The sequence below is a fragment of the Paenibacillus sp. J31R30 genome (assembly GCF_059692115.1).
This window is the reverse complement of sequence record NZ_JCAUAV010000003.1, coordinates 1,121,093-1,146,963: the sequence shown is the minus strand read 5'-3', so window position 1 is coordinate 1,146,963 and position 25,871 is coordinate 1,121,093. Positions and strand designations below refer to the sequence as shown.

At 49.1% G+C, this 25,871-nt stretch carries 22 protein-coding genes; 3 read left to right on the top strand and 19 right to left on the bottom strand.

Annotated features, from left to right (window positions below; translation table 11 throughout):
- Nucleotides 1-57: 57 nt before the first annotated feature.
- From AC58QO_RS16925 to AC58QO_RS16895, 7 genes are all read right to left on the bottom strand, one after another.
- Nucleotides 58-1,113, bottom strand: a complete 1,056-nt coding sequence (locus AC58QO_RS16925; protein ID WP_497267445.1) for a glycoside hydrolase family 88 protein — start codon at nt 1,111-1,113, stop codon at nt 58-60.
- Between the two features lie 18 nt (nt 1,114-1,131).
- Entirely contained in the window at nt 1,132-3,243 is a 2,112-nt protein-coding gene (locus AC58QO_RS16920; protein ID WP_497267443.1) for a beta-galactosidase, read from the bottom strand.
- A gap of 91 nt (nt 3,244-3,334) precedes the next feature.
- Entirely contained in the window at nt 3,335-5,044 is a 1,710-nt protein-coding gene (locus AC58QO_RS16915) for an extracellular solute-binding protein (protein WP_497267441.1), read from the bottom strand.
- Between the two features lie 108 nt (nt 5,045-5,152).
- Complete coding sequence (locus AC58QO_RS16910) at nt 5,153-5,455, bottom strand: helix-turn-helix transcriptional regulator (protein WP_497267439.1); 303 nt, start codon at nt 5,453-5,455, stop codon at nt 5,153-5,155.
- A gap of 297 nt (nt 5,456-5,752) precedes the next feature.
- The gene (locus tag AC58QO_RS16905; protein ID WP_497267521.1) at nt 5,753-6,577 is read right to left on the bottom strand and encodes a phytanoyl-CoA dioxygenase family protein; all 825 of its coding nucleotides are present in this window, start codon (nt 6,575-6,577) and stop codon (nt 5,753-5,755) included.
- Between the two features lie 100 nt (nt 6,578-6,677).
- On the bottom strand, nt 6,678-8,285 hold the full coding sequence (locus tag AC58QO_RS16900; RefSeq protein ID WP_497267437.1) for a response regulator: 1,608 nt from the start codon (nt 8,283-8,285) through the stop codon (nt 6,678-6,680).
- Nucleotides 8,278-10,029 carry a sensor histidine kinase gene (locus AC58QO_RS16895; protein ID WP_497267435.1) on the bottom strand — a complete coding sequence of 584 codons (1,752 nt, stop codon included), beginning with the start codon at nt 10,027-10,029 and terminating at the stop codon, nt 8,278-8,280. The genes AC58QO_RS16900 and AC58QO_RS16895 overlap by 8 nt, the downstream gene beginning before the upstream one ends.
- A gap of 111 nt (nt 10,030-10,140) precedes the next feature.
- On the opposite strand from AC58QO_RS16895, the gene AC58QO_RS16890 reads away from it, so the two are divergent.
- Nucleotides 10,141-11,082 (top strand): ABC transporter permease, encoded by a 942-nt coding sequence (locus AC58QO_RS16890; protein WP_497267434.1) that lies wholly within the window; start codon nt 10,141-10,143, stop codon nt 11,080-11,082.
- A 34-nt stretch (nt 11,083-11,116) separates the two neighbouring features.
- Entirely contained in the window at nt 11,117-11,995 is an 879-nt protein-coding gene (locus AC58QO_RS16885; protein WP_497267433.1) for a carbohydrate ABC transporter permease, read from the top strand.
- Between the two features lie 74 nt (nt 11,996-12,069).
- Here AC58QO_RS16885 and AC58QO_RS16880 read toward each other — a convergent pair whose 3' ends face one another.
- From AC58QO_RS16880 to AC58QO_RS16845, 8 genes are all read right to left on the bottom strand, one after another.
- A complete protein-coding gene (locus AC58QO_RS16880; protein ID WP_497267431.1) occupies nt 12,070-12,789 on the bottom strand; it encodes an SDR family NAD(P)-dependent oxidoreductase in 720 nt (239 codons plus the stop codon).
- A 169-nt stretch (nt 12,790-12,958) separates the two neighbouring features.
- Nucleotides 12,959-13,390 carry a hypothetical protein gene (locus AC58QO_RS16875; RefSeq protein WP_497267429.1) on the bottom strand — a complete coding sequence of 144 codons (432 nt, stop codon included), beginning with the start codon at nt 13,388-13,390 and terminating at the stop codon, nt 12,959-12,961.
- Nucleotides 13,391-13,627: 237 nt separating this feature from the next.
- Nucleotides 13,628-14,974, bottom strand: coding sequence for a DegT/DnrJ/EryC1/StrS family aminotransferase (locus AC58QO_RS16870; RefSeq protein ID WP_497267427.1), 1,347 nt, complete (start codon nt 14,972-14,974; stop codon nt 13,628-13,630).
- A 17-nt stretch (nt 14,975-14,991) separates the two neighbouring features.
- On the bottom strand, nt 14,992-15,744 hold the full coding sequence (gene budC, locus AC58QO_RS16865; protein ID WP_497267425.1) for a meso-2,3-butanediol dehydrogenase: 753 nt from the start codon (nt 15,742-15,744) through the stop codon (nt 14,992-14,994).
- Nucleotides 15,745-15,746: 2 nt separating this feature from the next.
- Entirely contained in the window at nt 15,747-16,130 is a 384-nt protein-coding gene (locus tag AC58QO_RS16860) for a RidA family protein (protein ID WP_497267424.1), read from the bottom strand.
- Nucleotides 16,131-16,155: 25 nt separating this feature from the next.
- Nucleotides 16,156-17,454 (bottom strand): M20 family metallopeptidase, encoded by a 1,299-nt coding sequence (locus AC58QO_RS16855; protein ID WP_497267422.1) that lies wholly within the window; start codon nt 17,452-17,454, stop codon nt 16,156-16,158.
- Nucleotides 17,451-18,554 carry an alanine racemase gene (locus AC58QO_RS16850; protein ID WP_497267420.1) on the bottom strand — a complete coding sequence of 368 codons (1,104 nt, stop codon included), beginning with the start codon at nt 18,552-18,554 and terminating at the stop codon, nt 17,451-17,453. The genes AC58QO_RS16855 and AC58QO_RS16850 overlap by 4 nt, the downstream gene beginning before the upstream one ends.
- Nucleotides 18,555-18,589: 35 nt before the next feature.
- Nucleotides 18,590-20,182 carry a gamma-glutamyltransferase family protein gene (locus AC58QO_RS16845; RefSeq protein ID WP_497267519.1) on the bottom strand — a complete coding sequence of 531 codons (1,593 nt, stop codon included), beginning with the start codon at nt 20,180-20,182 and terminating at the stop codon, nt 18,590-18,592.
- A 112-nt stretch (nt 20,183-20,294) separates the two neighbouring features.
- Between AC58QO_RS16845 and AC58QO_RS16840 the strand changes: the two genes are divergently transcribed.
- Nucleotides 20,295-21,077 carry an IclR family transcriptional regulator gene (locus AC58QO_RS16840; RefSeq protein ID WP_497267418.1) on the top strand — a complete coding sequence of 261 codons (783 nt, stop codon included), beginning with the start codon at nt 20,295-20,297 and terminating at the stop codon, nt 21,075-21,077.
- Here AC58QO_RS16840 and AC58QO_RS16835 read toward each other — a convergent pair.
- From AC58QO_RS16835 to AC58QO_RS16820, 4 genes are all read right to left on the bottom strand, one after another.
- The gene (locus tag AC58QO_RS16835) at nt 21,074-21,817 is read right to left on the bottom strand and encodes a sugar isomerase domain-containing protein (protein WP_497267517.1); all 744 of its coding nucleotides are present in this window, start codon (nt 21,815-21,817) and stop codon (nt 21,074-21,076) included. The genes AC58QO_RS16840 and AC58QO_RS16835 overlap by 4 nt on opposite strands.
- 34 nt (nt 21,818-21,851) lie before the next feature.
- Nucleotides 21,852-23,522 carry a glycoside hydrolase family 3 protein gene (locus tag AC58QO_RS16830; RefSeq protein ID WP_497267417.1) on the bottom strand — a complete coding sequence of 557 codons (1,671 nt, stop codon included), beginning with the start codon at nt 23,520-23,522 and terminating at the stop codon, nt 21,852-21,854.
- A gap of 16 nt (nt 23,523-23,538) precedes the next feature.
- Nucleotides 23,539-24,852 carry a neutral/alkaline non-lysosomal ceramidase N-terminal domain-containing protein gene (locus AC58QO_RS16825; protein WP_497267415.1) on the bottom strand — a complete coding sequence of 438 codons (1,314 nt, stop codon included), beginning with the start codon at nt 24,850-24,852 and terminating at the stop codon, nt 23,539-23,541.
- Between the two features lie 134 nt (nt 24,853-24,986).
- Complete coding sequence (locus AC58QO_RS16820; protein ID WP_497267413.1) at nt 24,987-25,862, bottom strand: carbohydrate ABC transporter permease; 876 nt, start codon at nt 25,860-25,862, stop codon at nt 24,987-24,989.
- Nucleotides 25,863-25,871 lie beyond the last annotated feature (9 nt).

The window sequence follows — 25,871 nt, the reverse complement described above, 5'->3', positions numbered from 1 at the left end:
TGACTGTTTAATTTAAAACCTTAACACCCCCCTCGTTTATTGAACATTGTTTGGTTATTAAAGCACCCTATGTAAGAGTAGATACTCGCTCATGAGCATCATGACAATGCCGTCCGCATACAGCGATTGATCACATGGCCTAGTCATATACACTTCTTTACTTTCAGGATTCGTACCGTAGGAGCAATGGTCAATCATACCGCTTTTGGAAACGAAGCCAGATACCGTTTGAACAATCTGCTCCCCCCACAATCGAAAAGGATGCGACAGCACTCCCATTCGATATCCCTTCAGGGCAGCATATCCAAACAATGCCGTCGCCGTTGTTTCCGGATACGAATTCTCAACAAGAGGAAGCGTACGTAACATGCCTTTCGATGTTCTCAATGCGCGGGCTCGTTCCATAACATTTTGAAATAGTTGTTGATTCTTTGACAGATCATACTTTGGACTATCTCCCGTTTCCCTTAGCTGTTCAAGTATGTCGATCAGGCTCGCGACCATCCAGCCGTTTCCCCTTCCCCAGTGCTCCCCAAGGCAAGTGCGTTTCACGCAATGATAACCGTGGTAAAAGAGCATTTCATTAGGGTCAATCAAACACTCCATATGAATGTTAAATTGTAGCCACGCTTCCTCCATGATGTCCTTCCGATCCGCAAACCGTCCATATTTGACCATAAATATGCCCGCCATAAACATCGAGTCGATCCATAACTGATTCTTATAGTCAGGATCGCCTCCCTCCCAAACGTGGGCCCATCCTCGATTATTTGTGCGAAGCGCTTGATGTAGACACCAATGTGCATACGCTTCGCACACTTCTCTGTATCGGGAGTCTTCCCGCTCCTTCAAGAGATGGAGTACTCCGACCGCAGGAATCACGTGATTGACAGAGCCAAATGCTCTGCCTGTGTAACTCGTTTCGAACCAGCCACGAAGAAAGGAAGAATAGTCCGGATTGTTCGTTGCCTCTATGGCTCTAACTAATCCATATAAACCTACACCGCAAGACCAATCCCATCGATGAATATTAAGATTCCAAGCATCCGAAGTTTGATTGGCAATTTTCTGAAATATAGCTTCAATCGCTGTTAACGCTGTTAGATGGTTCATAAGCAACCTCACAGTCCATTAATCATGTACTTCTTTAAGAATCGCAATGCCATCATTTGAACGCAACCATAACTCAGCAGAAGCATCCACCGTGTACACGCAATCGTTCCAATAATCCTTATAAGTGCCTTGCGGTGCCTTAAGTCCAATCGGCTGACCCGATCTTTCGAGTATGTTTTCGCTAATTAAGATGGATAGCCTTCCCTTGTCTGTATCTACAGGCAGAATCACCGTTGAATTTGAAGAAAACACAGGTCTAATTTGGTTTAAAATAGGATGAGATAGCTGCGAAATCACATAGGTTACAATTCGATCTGCGCCTTTGGCTATTCCGGTATGTACGAGGGAAGGCCCCAATATACCGTTGACAAATACAATTTTGCCTTTTCCGTATCCTCTCTCCCACACAAGGGGTTGACCGTCATTGGAAAACCGAAGATCCTCCCATGGAAACCATCCGCCCTCATCTTGAAAGACAGGATCAATTCTAGCCAAACAAAGTTTACCCATGGGAACACCTTGGAAAGAGACTTCATATCCATCAGGATTGGAAAGTAAACCATTCGACTTCAATCCAATTCCACTCGCAATACCGCCAGGCCATGGACGATGCAATCTGGCATCAAAATCCTTTCTCCCGCATGTAGCATCCACAACGACTGTGCCACCTGTTTTAGCAAAAGATAAAACCGCTTGCAGGTTCTGCTCCTCCCAAGCCACAACATGGGAAAGCCACACAAGTTTACCGCCTTCGCCATTCGTAGGCATATCATTCATGCGTGTCATGGAAACATTCCACCCTGCCTGCATAAGGGCAATCGTGGAAAGGGAAGCTCCGTGGGCGCCATCTTGGACCATACGTCCGGGGACATCTTTTAACCGTTTATTGTTATCCACCCATTCTATCGCTTGTGAGCGTGGATCGTACCCGACCCAGGCATTCGGTTCAGGAATGGTCCAATCGCCTAGCTCTTCAAGTAGAGTGGCGAGCTTGTTTTGCAACAACGCTAAGGCTCGACTGCGTGAAGTAGGTTCATCATTATCACTCAATAGTCCCCAATCGCCCGCTTCAAAATCATAGCTTCTTACATTTAAGCACCATCCAGTTACGGAATGGGCTCCCGCCGCCAGACTGGCGAGGAAGAACTTGCTAATTTCTTCCGCAGAAGCTTCGCTTGGTTTTTGAGATGAGTTTAATGTGTTTCCTGTTTGAACTTCAGTAACCTCAACTTGCCGCACATCTGGACAAGCAAATTGTTTTTTGACCCCGGCGGCCATTAATAGGGGAAAGTTCGATCTCTTTGCATACGTAAACATCCATGCAGGGTGGTAACTGGCGCCAATGACATCCACAATTCGGCCCATTCGGTTCATATCCATACCGGATACGGCCTGATTATCGAGTAAAGGAATTGGATTTACACAGGTCTCCGTAAAGGGATCTACTTGTTTCAATATAGACGATATCCATTCCAGTTCACTAACGAGCCACCCTGCTCTGCTCTGCCAGTCATCAATCCAAGGCCTGTAACTATTCCAGGCTTCTCCTTTATGATTGGCATGGGGAACATCTTCAGGAAAGGGTACCTCTTCAAAGGAAGCGTATCCGGTCCGCCATCTTTCATTCAACAGTTGAATCCCCTCCGTATACTGCTCCCGAAGCCATTTCCGCCAATGAACGAGAACCTCTTCCGTCCTTTCTCTTCCTCCTACCGGCTCGTTCCATAAAATCCATTGTCCTAAAGCTGGATGATCCTTATATCTGGATACACATTGTTGAATATAGTTGGACATGGGCTCACGTTGTTCGGGAGATAGAAACCCTGTATGGGAATGGAGCATAGACGGTGTGCCAATATGCCAAGGTCCCGAGTTTGCTGTCAGCGTAGCTTTGATTTTAAGCCCATATTTGTGGGCAGCATCGAATGCATAATCAAATGTATCAAAAATCCATTGACCGGGTGTCGGCTCTATCCATGGCCACATAAGGAAGATCCGAACCCAACCCAACCCGCTCCGCTCAGCGGCTGAGAATAAATGGTCCACTCGTTCAGACGAGTCAGTAGGCTCTAACCAAATTTGGCAGCCTAATTTCATTCTCGCAGTCATCTCTGCAGTCTGTTTATCCAATGTGAATACCTCCGTAACTCTTTATAAATCAATACCAACTCCATCACATAGAAACCGAAGGAGTTGGTATTGATATCATCTCAAATTGCAGCTATTTGTTGCTCGCTGCAGCTTTATTCACTTCAGAGGTCAGTTCATTCCCTCCAGCCGTTTGCCATTGTTTAGCCACATCGTCAAAGCTTGAAATAGGCGCTTGACCGTATATAATTTTCAGCATTCCCTCTGCTTTAATCTTGTCGATAACAGGTCCTTTGGATAACAATGTAGGCGTTGGGCCGCCGAGATAGGAGTCGACTACGTAACTCTGGGCACGATCTGATACTAAACCCGCTGCATAGATCGCATCAGAAGTGTTATTATCTGCAATCTTCTTTTCAATAGGCGTTTCAGGTTTTTTACCTTTGGCAAGCAATTTCGCCGTATCATTGAAGATATTGGGATCAATCGGTTCCATAAGGAAATCATGCTTAACACTGTTGATCCATTTCCCGTCCGGGAAGTCCTTCGGATTAATCGATACTTTTCCGTCTTTCATCACATAATCGTAACCCTCAAACCAGCCGTTCTCGAATTCACTGCCTTGTTTTGGATTATTCGCTGTAAAGAGTCGGTTTAAGTATAAGAATAGCGCGTCGGTATGCTCAAAATCTTTATTGACGAGCAGCGCCCCGCCATTAATGTTGTAATCGTATCCCATAACTTTTCCACTAGGTCCTACTGGGAGCGCATAGGGTTTAAACGAGGCATTTGGGTTGTTTTTCAACATATCAGGTAATGGATAGGCCGGGATCCAGTATGGAGCGAACATCATGCCGACTTTCCCGGCAGCGACTAACTCCGCAATCTTTCCTTCGTTATGAAGTCCGACTTCTGGGCTTATGAATCCCTTTTTATACCAATCGGCGAGCACGGTTAATCCTTCTTTGATTTCCGGCTTGAAGGTACCATATTCCAGTTTGCCATCGGAACCTTTAATCCATTGATCTGGCACGGTGCCGAACATTCCGAAAATAGGCGTTGATTCAGCAATCCATCCCTTGAATCCGGACTTCAAGCTCAATCCGAGCGGAACCATATCTTTTGCGCCAACGCCAAGCTTATCCGCATTGTCTTTAAACGCTTTCAAGACGGCAGCCATTTCGTCAAGCGTTGTTGGCGCTTTCAAATTAAGTTTATCAAGCCAATCCTGGCGCACCCAAAGCAGCGAGTTGTTAAGTGCCGTTTGAGTCAAGATCGGGATTCCCATCTTTTTCCCATCAAAGCTGACAGATGACCACATCAACTTTGGATTGTTATTTAATGAGTTTTTAAGTTCCGTGGAAGCGTACTTTTCAAAATCAGCTGAAATGTCTTTAAACCTGCCTGATTCAACCAAGTCATTAATTAACCTTGCATCACCTACCCGGATAACATCTGGCAATTTTTCACCCGAGCTTAACATCAACCGAATTTTATTGCTGTATTGATCGAGTGGCGATACCCACTGATACTTAATGTCAATGCCAAGTTTATCTTTTGCCCACTTCGTTGAAGCGTTGTCCGTCGGACCTTCACCGGCTTTGTATACATGCGAGGACGAAGTTGATCTGACAGTCGTGATCGTTATAGGTTGCTCGAACTTATACGTGCCTGCTTGTATTTCACTTGCGATGTTTTTGGCACTTGTTGCCGCATCTTGCTTTGCCGTACTGCTCGGACCCGCCGTGTTGCCTGGATTACTTGATTGCGAACAGGCTGCCAAAAAACTGCTTGTGAATACGAGCGCGGAAACTAAGACGACAAAAAGCTTTGGTTTTTTCATATTTTTCCCCCTAAACAAAATGTTGAGCTGCTGTAAATTCATCTTATAACGGACTTCAGATTCATAGTAGTAATAATGAATAAAGATAGTATAGTAAATTCTTAACTTTTACATACTCTTGCGTAAATACCTGAACTTTCCCGGCGACACCCCTTCACGCTTCTTAAAGTACCGGATAAAGTTTTGCGCGTTCGTATATCTTAGTTTATCGGCCATCTCCTTAATCGTCATCTCTGTCTCAACAAGCCACATCTTTGCAATTTTCAGTCGATATTGCGCCAAATAATCGCTGAAGTTAATCCCTGCTTCCTTCCGAAGCAAACGCCATATGTTGCTGGGGTGGAAATGAAGCCTTTCCGCACAGACTTCAATTGTTAAATCCGTGTCGTATTCTTCGTGTATCATTTTCATAATATCACTCGAAGTTTTGCATAAGTTCTCATTCAATCTGATACGTATCACATCCCCATTCTATAATGATAACGATTGCAATTTGCTAGCAAATTCATCATATAACGGTCTGAATGATTCCTGTAGTCATATAGAATAAAGATAACCTAGTAAATTTTTAACGCAATGTCATCGGATTTTCTTGTTCCATTTTACATAAATCAGGCTGCGCATCTCTGCGCAGCCTGATTTAGATTATGAATTAACAGTCAAGGATATCTGTGCGGTTTCTCCTTTAAACATAGCGATTCTGTTCTTTTACAAAAGATGGTAAACAAGTGGATTAAGGTTGCTAGACACTAAATCACCCGGTTTGCACCCTGGTGTATGCATCTGTAAGCACTGTGTTCTAACATTGGTTTCCGGTTCCAGTAGGCGAGCTCCGTCCTCCACATAGATAACGGTCATGACTTCCCTCATCTTGTCGGTAGGATTCCCCGGCGCGCTATGGAGCGTCCATCCTGCATGGAAGGTAGCGTCTCCTGCCTGAAGTTCACCATAGTTCACCTTTTCCAAACCTTTGCTATCGATGAAATCACCCAATGTTTTATGGGATTCATCCGAGATGGCCATTCTTGTAATATGATTGAATGCATGTGAACCGGATACAAATGTCATGGAGCCTACCTCTTCAGCTACATGAACGAGAGGCATCCACATCGTAATCGTGCGGGCATCAAGCGGCCAATAGATTTGGTCCTGATGCCATGGCGTATAGCCGCCGCCCGGCTCCTTAAACAATGCTTGATCCGCATAGATGCGAACTCCAGTTACGCCCATTAAATCAGCGGCGATTTTAGCGAATCGTCTAGCTAACGTAAATTTCATGACAGCTTCACTCTGAAGCCTCAAATTCGTAACCTGAATAAAAGCTTTGCCATACGTACTGCGTTCTGATAATGGTTTGTCATGATAATAATTCAATTCCCTTACTTTATCGCTGATGACGGGCTCATATACGTCGATTTCAGCCTTTGACGCAACCGCCCTCAGCATCGTGTGTCCATTTTTCTGATATTCGGAAACTTGCTGTTCTGTCAACGTGTACTCGTCACTCATACTCGGTAATTGGTCAATTTCCATACTGTTCACTGGATCACTCAACCTCCCAATATCATTTGGTATGCCCACCGAATATAATTTAGCACGTGTATGCCGAACCGGAAATAATCATTTCCTTGCATTAACTTAGTCCCCTATATTCTTGAGGTGTCATGCCAAAATGATTTTTAAACAGCTTACTGAAATAAGTAGGATTTTGAAAGCCAAGCTCCCGCGATAATTCAAATATTTTGATGCTGGAGTTTCTCAAGAGATGACTTGCCTTTTCCATTCGGAATCGAAAAATATAATCACTGATGTTCTCCCCCGTTTCTTGCTTGTACATCGAAGATAAATAAACGGGGTGCAGCATGACATCATCAGCAAGCGCTTGCAAGGAAACGTCGTTTGATATATGGCTTTCTATATACCGATGAATCCGCAGAATGACCTTTTCATGCGTACTTCGAGTCTGCTGTATCGTCTTTTGCTCGAGCTTGTCAACGATGCCAAGAACCCATTCAGATACCTGATCAAGTGATCTAAGTGTCCTTCGAGAAATGTCCCCAACCTCCGATTCCAGTTCAATCAGAGACATGCCTTGCAAATGCGCGCTATAGACAAACGCGTGGCGAAATGCAAGCACCACCTCGAGAATATATTCCTCGGTATCCATTTTTTTGTGCATCATTTCTGCCAGAATATCCGCGCATTTGGTACGTACGTCGTCCATACGCCCTGTCTCAAACAATTGGATAATGGTAGGCGGGGCATACAAAGTATGCAGCGTCTGGAAGTCGTAGCTTTTTTTCTCTTCGGATAGCCGGATGAAATAATCCTGATATCTGAGAGGTAATTGACGATACTTTTGTAGACAACCGCGGTAAAGAGCAGGAATATCTTCCGGGAAAGTTCCAAAAGGACTCAAAAGTACAGATGCTCTCCCATTCAAATAATTTTGAATACTAGTTTGAAGCTGCGCAGCTAACTTCTCCGCCAGCCTTGCGTAGGATTCGGGCTCATCTACGGAAGATAAAGGCTTAAGGAAAAAAACCATATATCCGAGATGATCTGTACAAGACCATAACTCAAAATCACTCTGCATTAGTTCATTAGCGATATTTGTTATCGCATATACATATAGCTCTCTCTCTTGCTCCTTGGACTCACGAAACCAATCTTCCAACCGTAGTACTACAATGGCAAACGAGTCACCCTTCACATAAGGGACTTCGTACAACGATAGCTTATTCGATAATTTCGAAGTGAAATCTATTTTGCCAGCGAGAATGTCCGATAAAAGGGCAGAGCGCAGCGTCGGCAAATTTAGACGCAAAACGGACATCGCATTATCGTATGAACTGATCATTTGCCAATCCTCTTTAATTCTTGCCAACGCTTCGCGAACGGCATCTATAAGCTCTTGATCTTTAACAGGCTTCAGCAAATAGGAGATTGTGCTGTATTGAATAGCTTTGCGGGCATACTCAAAGTCGGCGTATCCGGAGACGATAATACATTTGGTCTGACGATACCTTTCATGAATGTGCCTGCTAAGTGCCAGCCCATCTACGCCCGGCATACGTATATCCGTAATCACAACGTCGACAGGGTACTTCTCTAGAAGTTCTATCGCTTCTTTACCTGATGATGCTTTATAGATTTGAGTGACCTCCACCTGATCCCATTCCAAGGCTGCCAAGCTATTTAACTGCATCGGTTCATCGTCTGCTATTAATATTTTATACATGTTCATCCCTGCTTTCATCTTCGGATTGATCGATAATTAGCTCTACGCGGACGCCTGAACTATCGGTGGAATGGGAAAGACGAATACCCGATCTACCTCCAAAAGCGATACATAACCGTTGGTTAACGTTCCACAACCCGCATCCGGTCGATTCTGTAATCGGTTGCATGAGTTTCTTTCGTAGTGATTCCATTTGCTCCTCAGACATTCCAGTACCGTTGTCTTCGACCGCCAAGACGATACACCCGGCTTGTCTGGAAGCGGTTATATGGATATGCCCAACTCCCTCTTTTCCTTCGAGTCCATGCTCAATGGCGTTTTCTACGACAGGTTGTATGAGAAGACGAGGAATCACTTCCTGTGTTAACTCAGGCGGGACATCGAAATCATACTTAATTCTTCCGAACCTCATATGAATGACTTCTAAATAATTTTGAACAAATTCCATCTCTTCAAGGATCTTCGGATTCTGATTCTCTACCCGGGTTGAGTAACGATAGTAATCCCCTAGATGATAGCACATTTGAATGATGGTATCGTTCTCCCCCAGCTTTGCGCATGCCGAAACAAAAGAAAGGCTGTTATAGAGAAAATGAGGATTGATTTGAGATTGCAGTTGTTTCATGCTCGCAAGTCGAGAGCGATTTTTTTCTTCATACACGTTCTCAATGAGATGCTGGATCTGTATACCCATCTCATTGAAGCCTACCGTCACAAAGTCAAACTCATTATGATATTTCCTTTCAATCCGGTGGGAGTAATCGCCCATCCGTACTCTTTTCAAACCTTGTGTCAGCACACTGATCGGCTTCTGAACTTGACGGAACAGCATGAAGGACGAAGCTAATCCTAAAAACAACAATAGGAACATGATGATGTAAAAAATCGTTTGATTGTGATTGATCGGTCCTAATATTTCTTTTAAAGGCACATAGTCGACTAAATAGGAGCGAATCTGCGGCACATACACATACGTCATAAAATAGTTTTTGTCATCAAGCGTAATATGGGCATGACCGGTTTCATCCGCAAGTCGCAAATGGTTTGTCAATTTGCCGATGAGTTCATGGTCCCCCTGTTGGGTCGTTACGATCGAATCATCATTGATCAATAGAAAAGGGGCTTTATGGTTTTTAGTCCCATATTGCTCTAGTAAGTTCTGTATACTTGAAGCTTTGAATTCAATCAAGAAAATGGTGCTGTCCAGCATTTTGCCTGCGGTGCTGTTATTAGTATTTGGCAGAGATTCGGTAAAGAAAAAGTCGAAGTATGAAGACTGTGTATTGATACCTTTCTTATAAATCCACTGACCGTATTTGGCCTGATTCACTACATCTTCGTTATAGATTTCCTCACCAGAGGACGAAATTCGGCGTTTGGGTTCTGTGAGATAAATATCAATTCTAGGCGACCAGTTCAGCAAATAAGTGTGAAGCGCCAATGATTCCTGAAGCGCGATTTGTTGCTGCGTAATATTGTAATATTCATTAAGCACAATGCTTTTCCTTAACGCGACCAGTTTAGAATCTCTGGCCAAAACGCCTGGAAGCAGCATCATATTCTCTAGTCCGGATTCGATCTGGCTCTTCAACAGGAGCAGTTGATTAGATGAATTGGAAGAAATTTCTTCGCTTATGATCCGGACATTCGTCTGATTAAATAAATAAACCAATAAAAAAACCGGTATCAAGAGTACTACGGTGACCCCGCTCAGCTTAAATAAAATCGATTGGTGAAGTTTCAATTGGATCATTCCCCTTAAGAAAATGGTGGTTATATTTAGAATCAATCACTATGAAGTCAAACGTGTACAGAATAGAATTAAATTACTAATTCTGAGAGGGTGTTCGCACAAATGATTTCAAGACAAAATATAACACCAAGGACTCGCACTGACAATCGGTCTGTGCGAGTCTCTGTAAGTAACAGGTGGATGCTGCACGTGATGCTGCTCCCAGCCGTTATCCTGGCTATCGTATTTCATTACATACCGTTAGCAGGCATTGTTATTGCTTTTCAAGATTTCAAGCCATGGATCGGTTTTATGCACTCGAAATGGGTAGCCTGGGACAATTTTAAGCTATTTTTTTCCCTTCATGACTCCAAGCAGGTGATCTCGAACACCATCATCATCGCCGGACTTAAACTGTCTATTAGTCTGTTTGTTTCCGTTTTCTTCGCACTCCTGCTGAATGAGATCCGGCAGATGGCTTTAAAGCGCTGGGTACAAACGCTTGTCTATTTACCGCACTTTATGTCTTGGGTGATCCTTGCGGGTATATTGCTAGACCTGCTTTCCCTCCAAGGCATGGTTAACCGGCTCATGCAATTGATAGGACTTCCTTCCATTCAGTTTTTAGCCGATGGCAATTGGTTTCGCGCTGTTCTAGTCGTCAGTGATATCTGGAAAGAATTCGGTTTCTCTATGATCGTCTTCCTCGCAGCGCTATCCAATATTAACCCAGCTCTCTACGAGGCTGCCGAAATTGACGGCGCAGGACGGTGGAAGCAAACACTATACGTAACGATTCCTTCTATGCTCCCTATTATTGTCGTTGTTCTTACGCTCTCGCTTGGTAACGTGCTCAATGCCAATTTTGATCAGGTATATAACTTACTCAATCCGTTGGTCGCTGGAAAGGGAGATATTATCGATACTTACGTTTACGCTGCATTCAGATCTGGTAATTACAGCTATGCGTCCGCAGTCGGCATATTTAAGTCCGCAGTCAGCTTCGTTCTGATTACAAGTGCCTACTACTTTGCTTATCGAGTAGCGAAGTACAGAGTGTTCTAGATTAACACTACTATGATGAAAAGAAGGTATCGACATGTACTATAAAAACCCTACGTACCGGCTTTCCTACTACTTCATTGTTGCGCTGCTTTCGGTTACAGCGATTCTATGTATCCTGCCTATGATTCATATATTAGCCGTCTCACTTAGTGATAAATCTGCGGCTGATGGGAACTTGGTCAATTTTTGGCCCGTTCATTTCACACTTGCAGCTTATGAGAAATCATTCATCAATGAAAACTTTTTCAACTCACTTCAAATAACCTTACTTCGAACTGTGATTGGCACCGTTCTAGGGATGCTAGTCACCATCATGGCTGCTTTCCCGCTCGCTTTTGACTCCAAAAAATTCAGATTTCGCAATGCATATATGTGGTTCTTCCTATTTATTATGGTGTTCCACGGAGGGATTGTTCCTACGTATGTGGTCATTCAGAAAATCGGCTTACTAAATAATTTCTGGGTGCTCATTTTACCTGGACTGCTCAATGTGTGGAACCTTATTCTGATGATGAACTTTTTCCGTGGTGTCCCCCGTGAACTTGAAGAAGCGGCAACCATGGATGGCGCACACTACTTCACGATCCTATTTCGAATCTATTTGGCAATTTCCCTTCCCGCCATTGTCACGCTCTCTTTATTCTCAATGGTTGGCCATTGGAACTCTTGGTTCGATGGCATGATCTATATGAACGATCCAGCCAAATGGCCGCTAGCGACGCTGCTTCAGACGATTGTCATTGTACAAGATTTCAATAAAACCGGCTTTGATGACTTCACCTTGGATCAAATCTCTAACCGTTCCGTCAAAGCTGCACAAATCTTTATATCCATTCTGCCAATCCTTATTGTTTACCCTTTTATGCAGCGCTATTTTGTCAAAGGATTGGTTATTGGATCGGTAAAGGAATAATACGATCTTATAGAGAGAACTAGCCTTCAAGGTAATAGCTTGAGGCTAGTTCTTTTCATTTGGATCATAGTTGACTATGCACTTGTATCAAACATTGTTGGGATATTTATTTCTTTTACACAAGAAGCTTTGGATAGGCTTATGACGCATTTTACTAATGAAACGATATCTTGAAGAGGGATTTGTGTATAATTGTAGGTTGACAAGACTTTTTCAATTCCATCTTCCAAAGGAATTTGGGTAGCAATTTCACCTGGGTTTATACAAGTTACACCGATTCCAAACTTTTTTACATGTTCCCTTATGGAATTGGCAATACCTCGCAAAGCGAACTTTGACGCCACAAATGAAACTTGTGTAAAATCATTATTCTCAAGACCTGCCGTAGAACCAATTAGAACTATTTTTGCGTTAACCGACTTTTTTAAATTCGGTATAAGCTTTTGTATACATGTAATTGCGGAAATTACATTCACATTTATGATTCTAGAAATTTCATCGGGGTCATCTTTCTCAAAATCATAGTCTTCTCTAAATCCGTTGCTCTCCCATATCCCTGCATTATATATTAATACGTCTATGATGTGTCCATTTGTCGTATTCGCAATCAGATTATATGCATCAGATTTCGATAAATCAGCTTCTATCCAATATTTATTGACTCCATCGTCAAGATTCAAACTAGTAGGATAACTTCTAGAAACTATCCATACATTATCACCGATTTCTGGTAAACTTTTAACAAAGGCATCACCTAATCCTTTGCTCGCGCCAATAATAATAAAATTCTTCATAAAAGTTGTATCCTTTCATTTTTTGATTCAAATATTATACCATACCCTTGCAACTATCCTCCCTTAGTTGAGCAAAGGCTGCCGATCATGCTGGCAGCCTCATCTTGGTTCTATATGTAACTATTGTTCTCTGTTAGAGCTTAATGATATTTCTTACCGAAAAGCCTGCCTAGAATTGTCTTCCAAACTGTTCCTTAAATAAGGCTCTGAATGGTTCTACGAAATCTTTATTGGTCTTGTAATATACATTGTTTACATTCCCAGATTGAAACCCAAATTTTTTAACTTCGCCTTCATATAAAGTAATTCCAAATACGTCCCCAGCCCTTACACCTTGATCCTTTTCAGGGATTAATTTAATATCTTTAATTTCGTTAAGCCATTTTTGAATTATTGTCCGATCTGCTACTATTTTTCTTTCCCCTGTAGAACCATCAAACAATTCGACTCTATTTACATTTGTTAAATTCCCAGGATAAGCTTCTGTTAATGTAATTGAAATTAATTGAATAGGTTTAGTTTGTTTAGAATATTTTTGTTGAGATGAACATGCACTAAGCAAAAACAAGATTAAAATCGCAACGATTACAAATTTTCTCATGAAATCCCCTCTTCCTTCATAACTACTAATCATTTAGACGTTCAGCATCCATAAAAGTTCCATGATTTTACAGTGTTTCTATCTTGGTTATTCCACTCTACTGCTCGTTACAACACGAAAAGAGCTGCCTCAAAAGAAGGTTATCCCTGCTTTTGAAACATCTCTATCTATTGCTATACCATACGCAACCGCGCCACTTCTCAAGTTTTTTAATCGGTCCCTTCAGGCGAAACCGGGTTAATTTTTCGAGCTGTGATTAAAAAAGTGCCAGCCACCTAAAGTTGGCGGGTTGCCGGTGTCGACGGCTAGCAGCTCCCGATGTTGGGCGATCACTTTGCGGAAGGCCAGCACGTATTCATCGATTTGTTCGCGCCACTCGTGCTTGAACCAAGGGAGCGCGAACAGTCGCGCCGAGATTGACTCCGTCACCGGCAGACTGCCCTCGGGTTGCCTCAAGTCGCGGTTCGCATGGGCTAAAATCGTCGGTTTGCCGTGTCCGTAAACATCCGCAGCGTGGAAAAAGGGATGCAGGTGCAGAGGCAAATTGCAGCCCGGACTTACACCTAGCACTCCCTCTGCTCGCAGAGCGGCGCAAAAGCCGGTCACGGACAAGCCGCCTAGCGCCTCCGGCTCGTATCGTCCGCGGGCGGCGTACCACCCTCCGTTGCGACTGCCGGATCCTGATTCCGGACGATGAGGCTTGACTCCGGGCAGCCCGCTCAGCCCTTCCCAGAAGTAAGACATCGCCCGCTCGATCTCGGCGATGCGCTCTTCATAATACTTCAGCTGCACGCGGCCGACTGCCGAGCTGAGCTGATGCATCCGGTACTTGATGCCGCCGAGCGGAAGCCCAATATACGGCTGGAGCTCCGGTGTCTCGATCTTCGTTCCATAGCGCTCGTAATGGCCGAAGGCGATCGCCCGCTCGTACACGGTCCGGTCCCTTGTCACCAGCATGCCGCCTTCGCCGATCGCGAACGCTTTGCCGGTCATCATGGACATTGCGCCGACGTCCCCTATCGTGCCGAGCGGACGTCCTTTATAGAGGCCACCTAGCGCATGGGAGACATCCTCAATCACCTTCACCCCGTGCTTAGCCGCTACGCTCAGAATCGGGTCCATATCTGCTGGATGGCTCAAGTAATGGACCACCACGATCGCTTTCGTGCGGCTCGTGATCCTCCGCTCGATATCCGTCGCATCGAGGCTCAGCGTTACGGGATCGATGTCGGCAAATACGACGGAGGCGCCGAGCGAGAACGCTGGCATCGCGGTCGCCCAGTAGGTGAGCGCCGGAGCAATGACTTCGTCGCCGACACCGACCCCGCAGCCGAACATAGCCGCTTGCAGCGACGCGGTTCCGTTATGGAAGCCAAGGGCAAACGGGACCCCGAGCCAATCGGCCATCTCCCGTTCGAACTGCTCGGTGACATCGGTACCCGACATCCCGCCGCGCCGCAGCACCTCCAGCACCGCTTCTTCATCCTCCGCCGTGATGATCGGCCAGCGAAACAACTCCTCGTGCGCCCTGGTAACCGCCTTCGGTCCGCCCAGTAGAGCGAGCTTTTCTTCTACCTGTTTCACTTGTCCTCCCCCTCTCTCTAGAATGCGAGTTGCCCGCCGTCCACCACAAGGCACTCGCCGGTGACGAACGCCGCATCCTCCGAAGCGAGGAACGCGAATACGCCGGCCACATCACTTGGTTTGCCGATACGTCCAAGCGGGATTTTTTCCCGAATGTATTGTTCGACAAATTGCGCGTCGTCTATCGCTTCAGCCATCGGCGTCTGAATGTAGCCCGGGCAAACCGCGTTCACGCGGATGCCACTTGCGCCCAACTCGATCGCCATCGTTTTCGTCAGCAACACGACGCCGCCTTTGGATGCGTTATAATGCGCGTACTTCGCCTCGCCAACGAGACCGTTTGTGGAGGCCATATTCAGGATAACGCCCTCCCGTTGTCGAACCATGACTTTGGCCGTCTCCTGAGCCACCCAGAACATGCCGTTCAAATTCACGTCGATGATCCGGCGCCAGTGCTCCGGAGTAATGTCCAGAATCGGCTCTTCCCAAGCAATTCCCGCATTGTTGACCAATATGTCGATTCGACCGAAGCGGCGAACGGTCCGTTCCACAGCGTCACGGACTTGGCTGGTATCGGACACGTCAGCCATAACCGCAAGAATGTCCGCTGCGATCGCCTGCAGCTCTTTGACAGCTTCCGTTAAATTAGCTTCGTCGTTCGAGACCAAGGCTAATGCCGCACCTTCGCTGGCGAATCGCTCGGCCACCGCCCTGCCGATACCCCGCCCTGCCCCAGTGACAAGGACGACTTTTCCTTCAAATCTGCGCATCGTCATCCCTTCCCTTCCGCAAGCTCGGCGACGACGTCAATCTCGACGAGTATGCCGTCTAACTGACCGCCGAAGCAGGTGCGAGCCGGGTAAGGCGCGGAGAACACGCTTCGATACACGGCATTAAACCGCTCAAAGTCGGCCATATCGGACAAAATCACGTTCACCTTCACGACGTCGTCCAGCGAACTGCCTGCAGCCTCCAAAATGCGACGCACGTTCTCCAGCGTCTTCTCCGCCTGTTCCTCGATCGAGACACCAATGATCCGGCCATCGAGATCAAGCGGTCCTTGGCCGGATACGTACACATGACCGCCTGATATGATGGCCTGCGAATAAGGGCCGTCTCCCTTGGAAGTGGTCTCGGTCACAACCGGTTTTCTCATAGTAGGGTACCTCCTCAGAATTTCATTAATCGTGCCCAGGGCCACACCACTCCACGATGATGCGGGCGTAAATCTCCGTAAGACGGTAAAGGGACTCCAGGTCGACATATTCATCCGCCGCATGCGCATTGGCACCGCTTGGGCCGAGCACGAGAGCCGGCGTTGGGCTGTGCAGGTTGAACATGAATGAGTCGCAAGCGAAGGGTGCCCCGCGCACGACCGGGGCGGCATTCAGAACTTTCTGCGTCTGCCTAATGGCGGTTGCGAGAATCGGCGACTCCGGCGGCAGCGCCGAGCCCGGCAGAAAACGGATGAGCTTCGCAAATTCGGGAATCGATACCGTATCGCCGAACATCTCCCGGTAGCCGGCAACCAGCTCACTGCGTAGTTTCTCCTCGGTCACGCCCGGATAGCACTCGACCCAAATGTCGAGAAGGCTGACTTCGGGACCCACGTCGCACAGCGCAGCACGCAAGTCGCCCGCCTCCAGCCGGGTGGGGATGATCGGCAGCGATGCTGGCTCCCCGTACCACGGCGAAGGACCGGGCAGCCCGCTCCGTTCCCGTTCATGCCGCTCCAAGAAGACAAGAAACCGACCGACGTCGAAAAGCGGGTTATGGATCGCTTCCCCATTGAACGAAAGCCCGGTATTCCCGCGAAACGTCAAACGCCACAAGGCTCCGCCGCGCGCAGCCGGACAGACGACCAGATTCGTCGGCTCCGGCACGATAGCCGCATCGGCATGAACGTCCTTCAGGCGCCCGGCTAGCGTACCGTTCGCTCCGCCGAACTCCTCGTCAACGACGGATTCCACGATGACGTCGCCGGCCAGCGGCACGCCGAGCTCCCTTACGCAGCGTAAGGCCATCATTGAAGCCGCCAAGCCCCCCTTCATGTCGAATGAGCCCAGCCCGTACAGGCGCCCCTCGCGTACATAAGGCTCCCACGGGGAAACAGCCCATCCGGGAGCAACGACCGCCGTATCGATGTGGCTCGAGAACAGAAGCGAACGGCCGCCACCCGTCCCTCGGTGCCTGCCGTGCACGTTCGGTCTGTGCTGGTAATCCTTGCCGGGGAAATACGCGGGATGCTCCCGGAAACCTGGCGCATCCTCCGGCGAATACAGCTCCGTCTCGAGTCCCCATCGCTGCATCACGTCATGCAGCAACAGCTGACACTCCCGCTCGGTCCCGTCGAACACCTGATTTACCGTCGATTGGCGGATAAGGGCGGATGTCAGCTCGATCAGGTCATCCTTGTTCGAAGACACCCATTCGGCGATGCGCGCATCCAGCCCGGGTAAGATGTGTTCGGACTGTGTCATTGAAATTTCCCCCTTGCCGCGACGTTCCAGAATGCTTCGACCTCGCCGCCACGCACGGCGGCAACACGGTCAGTCATATTGATAACCCCGCAGCAATGGACTGGGATGAAGGCCAGTCGATCGCCGATGCGCAGCCCGCATGCGGCTTCTCCAAGTCGCAGCATGCCGTGCTCCTCTGTCATCCATTCGAGCGTCACGTCCGGATGACCGACCGCATAGCCGCGCCCCGTCCCGATTGGCGAGTCCTCTCCGTCGCTCGTGAACAGCTTCGTTCCGGCATCGACAACCGCACGGTCCGGCGCAGGCCGACTGATAATCGTGGTATATACGGTAAGCGCGCAATGGTCCAGCTCATGGGCGCCGAGCCTCACTTGCATCAGATCACCGAACACGTACGTACCCGGCCGAAGCTCCGTGACGCCGGGTAAGCCGGCGACGAAACGACTGGAAGGCGTCGAGCCCGCGCTTACAATCTCCATATGGTAGCCGTCCGCCTCCAGTAAAGCGGCCAGCCGTTCGACGGTCCCCGCCTCAAGCGCTGCAATCCGACGACGCTCCTCGTCGCTTTCTGTATCATAAGACTGACCGGCGAACGTCAGCAGCCCTTTCAGCTCAAGCGATGGCTCCTTCGTGATGCGGGCTGCCATCGCGCGCAAGAGGCCTGAATCCGGCATTACGCCTACCCGCCCAAAGCCGCTGTCCACTTCGATCAGGACCGCCACCGGGCATCCCGCTAGCCGGCCGGCTTCAGCCGCCGCCTCAATGCCTTCCTCGCTTTCCACCGCAACGGTAATCGCCGCCCGCGGCAGCAGCGCGGCCAGCCGTTCTATCTTTCGGCGTCCGATGATCGGATAGGCGATCAGGATATCGCGAACACCCCCGTCCGCCATCACCTCCGCCTCCCCTAGCTTCGCGACGGTTACGCCCACTGCTCCAGCCTCGATCTGCAGGCTGGCGACCTCGGGCAGCTTATGTGTTTTGGCATGAGGCCGCAGCCGGACCCTGCCCAAGTCTGCGATCTGCTGCATGTTGCGGATATTTACTTCCAAGCGTTCTAAATCGATCAAGACGAACGGGGTGTCCAGTTCCTTAATTTGCATGATGTAGGCCTCCTGAATGAAAGGATTGTCAGAATTCACCAAGCGGCAATTTGACCGTCCGTCCGGGGCTCGGTACCTCCGACCAACGTGCCGTTCTCCAATCGCCAGATGATCTGGCCCCTGCCAAAGCTTCCGGAGCTTTGGGACCACCTTATATCGTGGCCCATTCTGGCGAGCTTATCGACGATGCTGCGGGGAGTTGTAAGTTCAAACTCTACGGTTTTCCCTTCTACCCATTGCCACCGCGGGGCGTCTAATGCCGCCTGAGGATGGAGTTGGAAATCGATGGTATTCATCAGGACCTGCAGATGGCCCTGGGGCTGCATCGCTCCACCCATCACGCCGAACGGTCCGACTGCGCGGCCATTTTTGCTGAGAAAACCGGGTATGATGGTGTGATATGGCTTCTTGCCCGGTGCAAGACAGTTGGAATGGTTCTTCTCCAGCGTAAAGCCGTACCCCCGGTTGTGCAGGGCGATTCCCGTACCCGGAACGACAAGGCCGGACCCAAATCCCATGTAATTGCTTTGAATGAAGGAAACCATATTTCCATCCCGATCCGCCGTGCATAAATAAACGGTCCCGCCTTGCGGCGGTCGACCGGGCGCCGGTTGCAGCGCCGACGATCCGATGAGGCGGCGGCGCTCCTTCGCATACGCATCCGAAAGCAGCTCCTCCGGCCGTACGGACATGGCCCGCGGATCGGATATGTACGCTTTTCCGTCTGCATACGCGAGCTTCATCGCTTCTAGCTGCTTATGGTACGTATCGACGGTATCGCGCTGCGTGAACTCGAATCCTTTGAGAATATTGAGCGCCATCAAAGTCACCAACCCGCTCCCATTAGGCGGAAGCTCCCATACGTCATACCCGCGATAGTTCACGCTGATCGGCTCCACCCATTCCGGCTTGTAAGCCGCCAGATCCTCAATGCGTAAATACCCATCGTACTGCTTAGAGAACCGGTCGAGCTTTTCCGCTAACTCACCGCGGTAGAAAGCGTCGGCGTTCGTTTCCGCGATGATCCTAAGGGTCTTGGCATGATCCGGAGAAGACCAGATTTCTCCGATTCCCGGAACGTTGCCTTTCGGTGCGAACGTATCAAACAAAGCTTGAAATTCAGGTCCTTGCAGTCGTTCGCGAAAATATCCGATCGCTCCTTTCCAGGAGCTCCCAACAATTGGGGAAAGCGGAAATCCCTCTTCCGCATATCGAATGGCGGGCTGCATCACTTCCGTTAAGGGGAGCTTCCCGAATGCTGCAGCCAATTCCGCCCAAGCGGCAGGAGCACCCGGTACGGTAACCGGGCTGAAACCATACATGGGCATTCGATCGTATCCCGCTTCTCGTAACGAATCAATCGATATACGCTTTGGAGCGGGACCGCTGGCATTCAAGCCGTGGAGCTTCCCTCGAAACCAGACCAAGGCGAACGCATCTCCTCCAATCCCGTTGGAGGTAGGCTCCACAACGGTCAGAGCCGCCGCTGCGGCAATCGCTGCATCAATGGCGTTCCCGCCTTTTTTCAGGATGTCAAGACCTGCTTGGGCCGCAAGCGGCTGCGAAGTCGCAACCATCCCATTTCCAGCGTATATAGGGGAACGGCGGGAGGCGTATGGCTCATTCATCACATCGAAATCCAAAGACAGCCTCTCCTTTATGATTGGGTTGTTGTAAGAGAGTGGAACTCAGGTTTATAATTAGGTAGAATCTATTCAAAATTACAAAAGGACGATTGATATGATGAAAAGGAAATATACAGTCCCAGCGCTCGAGAAAGGTCTTGCGATCATCGAGATGCTTGCCCGTTCTCCGGTCCCACTCGGCGTTACCGATATTTACGAGATGAACAAGATCCCGAAATCTACAATTTTTATGATTCTTACGACGCTGGAAGACTTAAAGTACGTGCAAAAGACCAATGACGGTAAGTATAGGCTTTCGCTCCGGCTATACAACTTCGGCATGGAAATGCTGTCCAGGCTAGATATACGCAATATCGCACGCCCTTACATGGAGAAGCTCGCCACCGAGCTCCGCTTTACGGTGCATCTAGCGATGTTGGAGAACGGCAAAGCCAGCTACATCGAGAAGGTCAAAGGTCCAGGCTTCGTGCAATTCTCAACTGAAGTGGGTCAAACCTTCCATCTACATAATTCCGGAGTGGGCAAAGCGCTTGCCGCGTACGTTCCGGAGGACTCCCTGGCGCAATATGTGGAGATGCACGGCCTGCCTGCTATGACGGAACATACGATCACGAACCTCGACACGTTCCGCAGATTCCTCGCGAACGTCCGTGAAGTCGGCTATGCGATCGAGGATGAGGAAGGCGAAGTCGGGATACGCTGCTTGGCTGCGCCCATTTTCGATCATTTGGGCCAAATTTATGCCGCCATTAGCGTAACGGCACTGCGAAGCGAGTTGCCCAGTATGACTTATCACGAAGTCGGGCTGAAGGTTCGGGATGCCGCGCTACGGATTTCTGAACAGTTGGGTTATGAAGGGCAAGCTCCTACCAGCTAAAGCTTTTTGATCCGACCTTTAAAGCGTTCGATAAACTGCCTGTTCCACTCGTCGCCGCCAGAGGCGTTGCCACTCATCCAAATCGGTGGTTTAACGCCTTCCGCCGCAAGCAAGTTAACGGTCTCCGCAACTAGTGCATTTAGTAGAAACGCGTTGGCGAACGTCGATATCGCGGCCACCCGCTGCTCCAAGCCGTCGATTTCCAATACGGCGTCACCCACGCCTACTTTACAATCCAGCACGACGTCGACGAGGTCATGTAAATTCTGCTTCGACGGATGGCGTGCGGGATGTTCCGCCGGCGTTTGACTCGCGTGTCCAACCGAGGTGACGCCAATCGTCGTTACCCCTCTTTTCTTCGCTTCAAGCGCTGTATCGATGACAGCCGAATTGATCCCGTATGCATTGATGATGATCAAAAGATCTCCAGCCTGCAGTCCATAGTCTTCGACCACGATACGGCCATAGCCCGGCGTACGTTCGATCGCCATCGACCGGAGCGCGCCTCCGCTCAGCAGCGTGCCTTCGTCGAGGATTGCGCTGACGTGCATTAAGCCGCCAGCCCTGAAAAATATTTCCTGTGATCCAAGGTTGGAGTGTCCACCTGGTCCGTAAGCGTATACGATTTTATCCTGCTTGACGTGATCCGCAACCATACGGGCGGCCTTCAGAACCGCCTCTTTCTCTTCTTCATGCAGCCGGGACAGATGCTCCGTCACAAGCGCCAAATAGCGCGTCATCGGAGACAAGCTCATGCGGCAGCTCCCCTTTCTTTCATAAGCCGTAGTCAAATGGATATCGTTCGTTCACCGTTACCGGAAGCTTTCCTTCAGCCCGGAGCCGGCCATATAAAACCTTAAGCGCTGCATCGATGGAATATTCACAGTCTCCGTATGTGCATATGCAATTTCCCGGCGGCGTCATTTTCCGCAAAATATAGGGACTTCCAAATATGAGCAGCGCCGCCTCGGGAGCATGGCGCTTGATCGATTCGATCAATGCAAGCTGGGAGTCCGGAACCGTACCGCTCCCTTCTTTGTAGGACAACACGCGGACGAATGTCGCATACACGACGTGTTCGTATGGTCGCTCCAAAAGTGCTTGTCGAACGTCGTTGAAGTCCTCCTCAGTCGGATGCTCTCGGACAAGCAGCATGTCGAAATCACTTGCATAGTCCTTCATGCGCTCGCGAAGGTAGGCTGTTTTGCCTTTGACAACATACCCGAGGTCCTCCGCCTCTAATCCTTCTTCTTCGCCGATCGTAGCGATGACCAGCGCTGATTTTCTGGAAAACGGCAACGAGGTCGCCTCCAATACCGTAACGGACTTGTCAGCGATTTCCGCCGAAACGGCCGCATGCTCCGGGGAACGGACGACGAGCGACGCTTCCTCCGCCGAGATCGGGCGATGCTCGAGCAACTGGAGCTTCTCTTTGATCTCTAATATGCGTTTTACGGACAAATCGATCTGATCGATATTAATCTCTCCGGACTGCACCGCAGCGTAAAGCGCTTGAAACGTAATTTCAGGATCTGTCTCGTAGTCTTGCAGAATGATATCATGGCCGGCTTTCACCGCTAACACAGCTGCCCGCTCGATACCGTATTGCACCTTAATGCCGCGCATGGTCAGGCTGTCGGAGATGAGCAGCCCCTCGAACCCGAGTTCGTCTCGTAGCAGGTCGGTCATGATCGCCCTCGACAGCGTGGCGGGTACGCGCTCCTCATCCGGGCCGAGCAGCGCTGGATACAGAATATGCGCGGTCATGATGCCGAGCAGTCCCTCGGCAATCAGCTCCCGGTAAGGTGCCAGCTCCAGCTCCAACAGGGAAGATTTATCTCGCGTCACGACGGGCATCGATACATGGGAATCCTCCTGCGTATCGCCATGCCCGGGAAAATGCTTGGCAGTCGGAACGACTCCCTCCTCCTGCATACCGCGGACCACTTCTGCGGCCAGTGTAGCAACGAGCTCCGTCCGGTCGCTGATCGCCCGCGTATTGATGATCGGATTGTCGGGATTGGAGTTGACGTCGACCGTCGGATTGCTCACAACACCGAAGCCGATAGCACGGGCTTCTCTCGCAATGCAGCGCCCCATTTGATAGGCCAGCTCTTTAGAGCGGGTCGCGCCCAGCGCCATCAAGGTCGGAAACGGCGTGCCGAAGTTGAACGTGTCGGCAAGGCCGTGCTCCGCATCCAAATAAAAGAGAATCGGAGCGGTGGATTGCGCGTGGCACTCATTGACCCATGAGACGATATCCTCCAGCTCGCGCGATCCCTTAATCGTTAGCATGACGGCCCCCACGCCGCCTAAACGGCCTTCCGCGTTCATTTGTTTCGCCTTTTGCGCGTAATCATGTCCTCTAACCACAATCATCTGCGCGAGCTTTTGCTCAAGCGTCAGTCGCTTCATCCACTTCTCGGCATTGGTTTCCACCTGCATCCTATATCCATCCCCTCTAGTTTGCCGCGTCCGCCAGACGAAGCGCTAAATCGGCCTTCGCAATTTGTCCGACGATGATATCTTCTACTTCCGGTAAAAAGATGCCGCTGAACGTACCGCCGATATGGTTATAGTCGACCTCATAGCCGCCTTCCCCGATCATTTTGCGGGTAGGGACATAGAAGGTAACTCCGTTCGAATAACCGAGAACAATCGTTTTCCCGCCAGGGAACAGTTTCTTGAGCATGAGCGAGTACTCGGTCGATATTTCGCCTTCCATCGCAATCAGGCGTGTCTCCTCGTCCAGTTGCCAGACACTGATATAGATCGACGTCCGATCCTTCGTGAGACCTTCCTTTATGAACTCGATTTTACGCTTCGCCCCTCTTCTCCGAACTTCGCCAATCGCGGGATTGCTCACGATGTTTTCGAAAAATTCGATGGGCGTATGCTCCATAAGTAGGTTTGCTTCAACCAAAATAGTTTTGAAGACGCCTTCGATCGGGCTGAACGTCTGCTCCTCCAGCACGCGAATGATGTCTTTGGCCAGATCGACGCCTGCCTCCTCCATTTGCGCGAAGTTGCAGCTAATAAAGTCGTCGCCGACCGCGCATTTCAGCGGCTTAATTTCGGCGGCGCAGCCCTGTAGAAACACTGCAGTCGTGCCCGGATAGGTTTCTTCGAGATAGCTGTTCGTTTTTCCAGGATAATCGTTCGAAATCAAATAATTGTCCGAGCTCATCGAGGTCGGATGACAGCCGTAGCTATACAGAATGCCCTTGAGATCGTTCGTCTGATCGACTAGCTTCAGCACGAAAAGATCATGATCGATTTCCACATCGTAGGCTGGCTTCCACAGGACGCCTCTGTCCGTCAGCTTTCGGCGGCTGACACCGAATACGGAGGTTCCACGCGCGAGTTGAAGCTGACCTTCCTCCAAATGAGAATAGCATTCGTTCACGAGGCCCACGATCGTATCACGAATAAAGTCGTAATCAATCGCGCTTCGGTATACCACGCTGTTCGTGCTCGCATTTCCTTCCCCTCTTGCGGCAATGGCATGGTGCGTATGAGAAAAATTGATGAGTACTTCGTCATGCTTCAGTTCGAACGTTTGTTCTAGTGTGCTTTTGATCCCATCGATGAAGCTGCGATCGCCCCCCGACAAATCCAAGGTGATGATGAGAAGCGTTTTGTTTGCTTGCAGGAGCACAGCCTTAGCATAAACAGGATCGTGGATCCCCTCGCTTTCGTGCGTCCGATCTCCGAAACCTGACATAAATACAGGCGTTTGCGGCGTGATATCCGCTTTGGACATGCCAAACTTCATACGTATCCACCCTTTACATAAGTTTTATATAGGGATACAGAAGGAGGCAGCAAAAGGATGATGCCCTGCCCTCTTCTGAAACTCACTTCGTGATTTCTCCGTCAGATTTACAGCGATTGAATTCACTCTCCTCATCATTCTTTTATGGCGCCTATCATAACGCCCTTCACAAAGAACTTTTGCAAGTAAGGATAAAGAATGAGTATCGGTCCTGTGGCCACGATGATTGTCGCATACTTAATGGTCAGCGCGACCTGCAACTTATCCCCGCTGGAATCCGCCGTCATACTGTCTGTGCTGTTGCTGATGAGGATCTCCCTTAAGATCAGCTGCAGCGGATAATGCGTGCGGTCCCGCAGGTAGATGAGCGCACCGAACCAGGAATTCCAATGGGCGACGCCGTAAAACAAGATCATGACGGCTACGACGGGCAGCGACAATGGAAGCACGATCCGGAACAAAATCGTGAAATCGTTCGCTCCGTCCATTCGCGCCGATTCCTCGAGGCTGACGGGGACCGCTTGAAAAGCGGTTCGCATGATAATCAAATTGAACGAGCCTACGGCCACCGGGATGATGAGCGCCCACAAGGTGTCGAGCATACCGAGGCTGGTCACAAGGATGTAATTCGGAATCAAGCCGCCGCCAAAAAACATCGTAAACACGATCATAAACATAATGCTGTTTTTAAGCATGACTTTCTGTCTGGAAAGAACATAGGCTCCCAGCGAGGTCATGAAGATGTTGATCGTCGTGCCAACGACCACAATGAACAGCGTGTTCAAATAACCCGATCGAATAATTGGATTTTGAAAAACCGCTTTATACGAGCTAAGGTTGAAGCCGTGCGGAAGCCAGATCATCCCGCGTGTACGCGCTACCCATGCGGGGTCGCTGATCGATGAGACGAACACGTACCAGAACGGATACAAGGTGACAAACACGAGCAGCAGCATAAAAAGGACATTGCCGATATCAAAAATTCGTTCTCCCGTGGACCGCCTAATCATCGCGTTTCC

Bases quoted from the DNA above. Each gene is read 5' to 3' on its own strand.
- AC58QO_RS16900 (WP_497267437.1), bottom strand. From the start codon at position 8,285: ATGTATAAAATATTAATAGCAGACGATGAACCGATGCAGTTAAATAGC.
- AC58QO_RS16830 (WP_497267417.1), bottom strand. From the start codon at position 23,522: ATGCAGGTGGAAACCAATGCCGAGAAGTGGATGAAGCGACTGACGCTT.
- AC58QO_RS16925 (WP_497267445.1), bottom strand. From the start codon at position 1,113: ATGAACCATCTAACAGCGTTAACAGCGATTGAAGCTATATTTCAGAAA.
- AC58QO_RS16850 (WP_497267420.1), bottom strand. From the start codon at position 18,554: ATGCAAATTAAGGAACTGGACACCCCGTTCGTCTTGATCGATTTAGAA.
- AC58QO_RS16825 (WP_497267415.1), bottom strand. From the start codon at position 24,852: ATGAAGTTTGGCATGTCCAAAGCGGATATCACGCCGCAAACGCCTGTA.
- AC58QO_RS16845 (WP_497267519.1), bottom strand. From the start codon at position 20,182: ATGAATGAGCCATACGCCTCCCGCCGTTCCCCTATATACGCTGGAAAT.
- AC58QO_RS16905 (WP_497267521.1), bottom strand. From the start codon at position 6,577: ATGGAAATTGACCAATTACCGAGTATGAGTGACGAGTACACGTTGACA.
- AC58QO_RS16835 (WP_497267517.1), bottom strand. From the start codon at position 21,817: ATGACGCGCTATTTGGCGCTTGTGACGGAGCATCTGTCCCGGCTGCAT.
- AC58QO_RS16910 (WP_497267439.1), bottom strand. From the start codon at position 5,455: ATGAAAATGATACACGAAGAATACGACACGGATTTAACAATTGAAGTC.
- AC58QO_RS16840 (WP_497267418.1), top strand. From the start codon at position 20,295: ATGATGAAAAGGAAATATACAGTCCCAGCGCTCGAGAAAGGTCTTGCG.
- AC58QO_RS16885 (WP_497267433.1), top strand. From the start codon at position 11,117: ATGTACTATAAAAACCCTACGTACCGGCTTTCCTACTACTTCATTGTT.
- AC58QO_RS16880 (WP_497267431.1), bottom strand. From the start codon at position 12,789: ATGAAGAATTTTATTATTATTGGCGCGAGCAAAGGATTAGGTGATGCC.
- AC58QO_RS16915 (WP_497267441.1), bottom strand. From the start codon at position 5,044: ATGAAAAAACCAAAGCTTTTTGTCGTCTTAGTTTCCGCGCTCGTATTC.
- AC58QO_RS16820 (WP_497267413.1), bottom strand. From the start codon at position 25,862: ATGATTAGGCGGTCCACGGGAGAACGAATTTTTGATATCGGCAATGTC.
- AC58QO_RS16890 (WP_497267434.1), top strand. From the start codon at position 10,141: ATGATTTCAAGACAAAATATAACACCAAGGACTCGCACTGACAATCGG.
- budC (WP_497267425.1), bottom strand. From the start codon at position 15,744: ATGCGCAGATTTGAAGGAAAAGTCGTCCTTGTCACTGGGGCAGGGCGG.
- AC58QO_RS16860 (WP_497267424.1), bottom strand. From the start codon at position 16,130: ATGAGAAAACCGGTTGTGACCGAGACCACTTCCAAGGGAGACGGCCCT.
- AC58QO_RS16855 (WP_497267422.1), bottom strand. From the start codon at position 17,454: ATGACACAGTCCGAACACATCTTACCCGGGCTGGATGCGCGCATCGCC.
- AC58QO_RS16875 (WP_497267429.1), bottom strand. From the start codon at position 13,390: ATGAGAAAATTTGTAATCGTTGCGATTTTAATCTTGTTTTTGCTTAGT.